The sequence below is a fragment of the Streptomyces sp. NH27 genome (genome assembly GCF_056859195.1).
The window spans coordinates 1-5662 of the sequence record NZ_JACEGK010000525.1; the positions used below are offsets into that span (position 1 = coordinate 1).

4 protein-coding genes are annotated in these 5662 nt (G+C 71.5%); 1 reads left to right on the top strand and 3 read right to left on the bottom strand.

The window, feature by feature from the left end:
- The first annotated feature begins 247 nt into the window (after positions 1-247).
- Positions 248-1825, top strand: a complete 1578-nt coding sequence (metG, locus tag AC13HU_RS30990) for a methionine--tRNA ligase (protein WP_483045294.1) — start codon at positions 248-250, stop codon at positions 1823-1825.
- 151 nt (positions 1826-1976) lie between these two features.
- Here the strand turns inward: metG and AC13HU_RS30995 are convergent, their stop codons facing one another.
- The 3 genes from AC13HU_RS30995 to AC13HU_RS31005 all read right to left on the bottom strand — a co-directional run bounded on the left by AC13HU_RS30995 (position 1977) and on the right by AC13HU_RS31005 (position 5536).
- A complete protein-coding gene (locus AC13HU_RS30995; RefSeq protein ID WP_483045295.1) occupies positions 1977-3626 on the bottom strand; it encodes a long-chain fatty acid--CoA ligase in 1650 nt (549 codons plus the stop codon).
- 210 nt (positions 3627-3836) lie between these two features.
- Positions 3837-4358: a SigE family RNA polymerase sigma factor gene (locus AC13HU_RS31000; RefSeq protein ID WP_483045296.1), complete on the bottom strand. Its 522-nt coding sequence runs from the start codon at positions 4356-4358 to the stop codon at positions 3837-3839.
- 347 nt (positions 4359-4705) lie between these two features.
- Positions 4706-5536 (bottom strand): DUF1906 domain-containing protein, encoded by an 831-nt coding sequence (locus AC13HU_RS31005; RefSeq protein WP_483045297.1) that lies wholly within the window; start codon positions 5534-5536, stop codon positions 4706-4708.
- Between the last annotated feature and the right edge of the window lie 126 nt (positions 5537-5662).

Sequence of the window (5662 nt, forward strand, 5' to 3'; positions counted from 1 at the left end):
GCACGGGCCAGGTACGGGTCGGGCGCGCGGGCCAGGTGCAGGCCGGGCGCGGAATACCCGCGGGCGGTAATCCGTTGGGAGCGGCCCGGGCGGTCTTGCTAGGGTCGGCCCATGACCGCACACGCCTTCGCGATGATGCCCCGCAGGGGCCGCTGACGCGAACGTGTGACGCATCCGAGGCCCCGAGTCGGGGCCTCGTTCGCGTGTCGCGGGTCGGGCCCCGCCTCCCTGATCACAGGAGGTTCCGATGTCGCGCTTCTACGTCACGACCACGATCCCTTACGTCAACGCCCGTCCGCACCTCGGCTTCGCGCTGGAACTGGTGCAGGCCGACGTGCTGGCCAGGCGCGCCCGCCAGGCCGGCCGGGACGTCCGCTTCCTGACCGGCACCGACGACAACTCGCTGAAGAACGTACTCGCCGCCGAGGCCGAGGGCGTCCCCGTACAGGAACTGGTGGATCGCAACGCGGCCGCCTTCGCCGACCTGCGCGAGCCCCTCGCGCTCTCCTTCGACGACTTCATCCGCACCAGCAGCGACCCCCGGCACCGGGTCGGCGTCGAACGGCTGTGGGAGCGCGTCGCCGCGACCGGCGACCTGTACCGCAAGCACTACGAGGGGCTGTACTGCGTCGGCTGCGAGCAGTTCTACACACCGGACGAACTCACCGAGGACGGCCGGTGTCCCGAGCACCTGACCCGGCCGCAACTCGTCGCCGAGGAGAACTGGTTCTTCCGGCTGTCCCGCTACGGCGACCGGCTGCGCGAACTGATCACCGGCGGCTTCCTGCGGATCGAGCCCGCCGCGCGCCGCAACGAGGTGCTGGCCCTGATCGACTCCGGGCTGCACGACTTCTCCGTCTCCCGCTCGCAGCGCCGCGCCCGCGGCTGGGGCATCCCGGTACCCGGCGACCCCGACCAGGTCGTCTACGTCTGGTGGGACGCGCTCGGCAACTACGTCACGAGCCTCGGATACGGCACCGGTTCAGCGGACTTCGAACGGTGGTGGGGTCCGAAGGAGGGCACGGGCACGGGCGCGGTTACGGACGTGGATACGGCCGCGGGTGACGGGCTGCGGCGGGTGCACCTCGTGGGGAAGGGCGTCCTTCGCTTCCACGCCGTGTACTGGCCCGCGATGCTGCTGTCGGCCGGGCTGCCGCTGCCGACGGATGTCCTGGTGCACGACTACCTGACCGTCGACGGCCGCAAGATCAGCAAGTCCGCGGGCAGCGCCGTGGACCCGGCTGAGCTGGCGGCGGAGGTCGGCACCGACGCGGTGCGGTGGTGGTTGCTGCGCGACGTACCCCGGATCGGGGACGCGGACTACACCCGGGACCGCCTGGTGGCCCGGGCGGACGGCGACCTCGCGGGCGGCCTGGGAAACGTGGTGAACCGGATCGTCACCATGGTGCACTCCTACCGCGGCGGCCGGGTACCGGAGTTGACCGGGCAGCCCACCGGCACGCGGGAACTGGCCGACGCGTGCGCGGCGGCGGCCGGGCGGATCGACGCGGCGCTCGAGGCGTTCGACTTCCGGCGGGCCGGCGCGGCGGTCCGGTCGATCGTGGAGGAGGCGAACCGGGCGGTGGAGGCCACCCGTCCCTGGGAGTTGGCGAAGGCCGAACGCGGCGGCGACACGGCGGCGGGCGCACGGCTCGACGCGGTCCTGGCCGCGCTGCACCGCGGGTGCGTGGCACTGGCGGTGGCGGCCGAGCCGTTCCTGCCGGGGGCGGCGGCCCGGATCGCGGCACAGGTCACACCGGTCGACGGAGCACTGCCCCCGGCCCGCCCGCTGTTCCCGCGGATCGGCACCGAGGCGAAGGCGTGACGGCGGGTGGGTACCAGGCCGCGGGGTGCCCCGCACCGTAACGACGGCCCCGCACCGTACCGCGGCGCCGCACCGTAACCGCGACGCCGCAGCGTAACGACGGCCCGGGACCGTACCGTTGGGTCGGAACGGTCCCGCCGTCACGGTGGTGCTAGAGGCGGGTGACGTCCAACTCGCCTTCTGCGTAGGACTTCCGGATGACCTTCTTGTCGAACTTGCCGACGCTCGTCTTCGGTACGGCCGGCACGATCGCCCACCGCTCGGGCACCTGCCAGTGGGCGATCCGGTCGGCGAGGAAGGCGTGCAGTTCGGCGTAGTCGGCGGTGGCGCCCTCGCGCAACACGACGGTGGCGAGCGGGCGTTCGCCCCAGTGCTCGTCGGGGACGGCGACCACGGCCGCCTCGGTGACGTCGGGGTGGGCCATGAGGCGGTTCTCCAGGTCGACCGAGGAGATCCACTCGCCGCCGGACTTGATGACGTCCTTCGCACGGTCGGTGAGGGTGAGGAAGCCGTCGTCTGAGATCACCCCGACATCGCCGGTGCGCAGCCAGCCGTCCGGGCTGAACTTGTCCTCCGGGCGCAGCGGGTCCGCGCCGGCGCCGCCGTAGTACGCGGCGGCGATCCACGGGCCGCGCACCTCCAACTCGCCCGCGGACTGCCCGTCCCACGGCATCACCGAGCCGTCCGGGCCGATCAGCCGGGCCTCGACGGAGGCGGGGAACCGGCCCTGCGTGATGCGGTACTCCCACTCCTCCTCCGGAGTGACGCCGCCCGGCGGGTGGGCGATGGTGCCGAGCGGGGACGTCTCGGTCATGCCCCACGCCTGGACCAGCCGCACCCCCAACTGCTCGTCGAACGCCTTCATCAGCGCGGGCGGGCAGGCCGATCCGCCGATGGTGACCTGCTTCAGCGAACCGATGTCGCGCGGCTTGGCGGTCAGTTCGGCGAGCAGGCCCTGCCAGATGGTCGGCACCGCGGCCGCGTGGGTGGGCCGCTCACTCTCGATCATCTCGGCCAGCGGGCCTGGCTGCAGAAAACGGTCCGGCATCAGCAGGTTGATCCCCGCCATGAAGGCGGCGTGCGGCAGGCCCCAGGCGTTGACATGAAACATCGGCACGACCGGCAGCGAGGTGTCGCGGTTGGTCAGGCCCATCGACTCGGCGGACAGGACCTGGAGGGAGTGCAGGTAGACCGAGCGGTGGGAGAAGACCACGCCCTTGGGGTCGCCGGTGGTCCCGGAGGTGTAACACATGGCCGCGGCCTCGCGTTCGTCCAGCTCCGGCCAGTCGTACCTGGCCGGGCGGCCGGCGATCAGCTCCTCGTAGTCGTGCACGGCGGGGCGGACGCCCTCCAGCAGCGACAGGTCGCCGGTGCCGACGACGACCAGGTGCTCGACGGTCTCCAGGCGCGGCAGCAGCGGGGCGAGCAGTGGCAGCAGGGTGCCGTTGACGAGGATCACCCGGTCGGCGGCGTGGTCGATGATCCAGCACAACTGGTCGGCGGGCAGCCGCAGGTTGAGGGTGTGCAGCACCGAGCCCATCGCGGGGATCGCGAGATACGCCTCCATGTGTTCCGCGTTGTTCCACATGAGAGTGGCGATCGGGTCGCCGCGGCCGACGCCGAGTTCGTCGCGCAGCGCGTTGGCCAGCTGGACCGCGCGGATACCGGTCTCCCGGAACGTGCGGCGCTGCGGCTGCTCCCCGCCGGTCCAGGTGGTGATCGTGGACCGGCCGTGTACCAGCGTGCCGTGCACGAGGATGCGGGTGACGGTCAGCGGAACGTCCTGCATGGTGCTGAGCACACGGGCCTCCGGGCGACTCCGAGGTGGTTGCCCGCGATTCTGCTTCCATACCGCGGGGTATGTCACTACCCCGCGCGGTGCTTCCGCTACGCCGTCGCCGGGCCATCGCCCCGCTGTAGCGGCACCGCCGCTTCGTCGACGTCACGTAGCCGCGCCGTCACACGGTTATGCCGTCGTACGGTCGTGCCGTCGTGCCGTCGCCGCGTGCGGTCAGGCGACGCTCAACTCCAGCTCGGGGTCGTCCCGGAGCTTGCCGAGGGCGCGGGAGACCGCGCTCTTGACGGTGCCGACCGAGACGCCGAGCGCCTCCGCGGTCTGCACCTCGCTCATGTCCTCGTAGTACCGCAGCACCACCATGGCGCGCTGCCGCGGCGGGAGCCGCGCTATCGCACGCAGCAGCGCGTCGCGCTGAGCCTGCTGCTCGATGAGGTCCGGCCCTATGGTGGCCGGCTCCGGCAGCTCGTCGGTGCTGAACTCGTCGACCCGGCGCTTGCGCCACTGCGAGGTGCGGGTGTTGACCAGGGTGCGGCGGACGTAGCCGTCGACCGCGCGGTGGTCATCGATCCGGTCCCAGGCGAGGTAGGTCTTGGTCAGGGCCGTCTGCAGCAGGTCTTCCGCGTCGGAGGGGTTGGGGGTCAAGGAGCGCGCGGTGCGCAGCAGCGTCGGGCCCTTGCTCCGGACGTAGGCCGTGAACTGCGTCGTATTGGCGCTGGTGCACACTGGCGTGGTCATGGCTCAAAGGTAGGAGCCGGGACACGGTCGGCGGATCGGCCGCAGGTGCCGACACGGAATCACTCTCAGGTCGTAGGCCGGGGGCTGTCCCCACCCCCCGGGGGTGTAGCCGGGGGTGGTCGTCCCGCAGGGGATCGGCCCGCGGGAGTAGGGGTCGGGCCGGAACGCGGGTGCGGCATGCCGGCCGAGCCGGGACGTTCGGGCAGGTCCGGGCGGTCAGGGTGCCGATCCGGGTCCGGGTCATGGTCATGACCCTCGTCCTGGCCCCCGTCGTGGCCCCCACCACGGCCTCATCGTGGTCCGGGTCATGGTCGCGGTCCGGGTCATGCGTCGTTGGACGGTACGGCTCAGCCGACGACGGCCACCGGGGCGTCCACCAGGTCGCGGTCGATGCTCAGCTTCTTCCCGCCGTGCGACTCGGTGACGGCACCGTGGTACTGGTGGATACGCGCGTGCGGGGTCCACGCGTCGGACCCGAGCGACGGCTCGTCGGTCAGCGTCGGAGTCACTCCCCAGCGCGCGTACCAGAGCACCTGCGGCAGGTCGGACAGACCTGCCAGCCGCGACTTCGCCATGTGCTTGATGCCCGAGTCGGCGCTGCTGTAGAACCCGGGGAGGTAGCCGGCCGCCGCCACGCCCCTGTCCCATGCCTGGATGTACTTCAACGTCGCCGTCGCACACGACGCGTTCCCGATGTCGTACGCCTCCATGTCGAGGTAGAGCGCGCTGCCCGGGTTCAGCCCGAGGGCGCCCGCCTGCTGCACCGCGTCCTCGGCCTCGCTCGCGCCCTGGGATGTGGGCTGCTCGGCGTCGATCCGATAAGGGTTCTTGTTGGAGCCCGTCACGCACGGGCTCTGCGAACCGACGTAGATCGGCAACAGGCTCCACCCGGACTTGGTGGTCTGCCGGACCCAGTCCGGGGTCAGATGGGTCTGCGACTTGCAGGCCCGGGCCCGGCCGCCGAAGTAGATCCCCGCCGCCCGGTAGTCGGAGTGGGCGATCCATGCGTTCATGGTGGCGAGGTCGGGTGCCTGACAGGTGTCGAACGCGTGCCCGCTGAAGTTACGGCCGACGTCGGACGGGGCCGCGGCATCCGCGGGCACCGCCGGGAGCAGCAGTCCGGTCAGCGCGAGGGCACCTGCGAGGAAATAACGGATAAAAGCACTTGTTTCGGTCATTCAGTGAGTCAACGATGATCACGCCGCCGCGCCGCGCAGACACGCCGGGCACGTACGAAAGCCGCGTACGAGGCTGCGCGAGCCGGGTATGTACAGGCGAGCCAGGGTCGGACGGGTGGGGCGAGG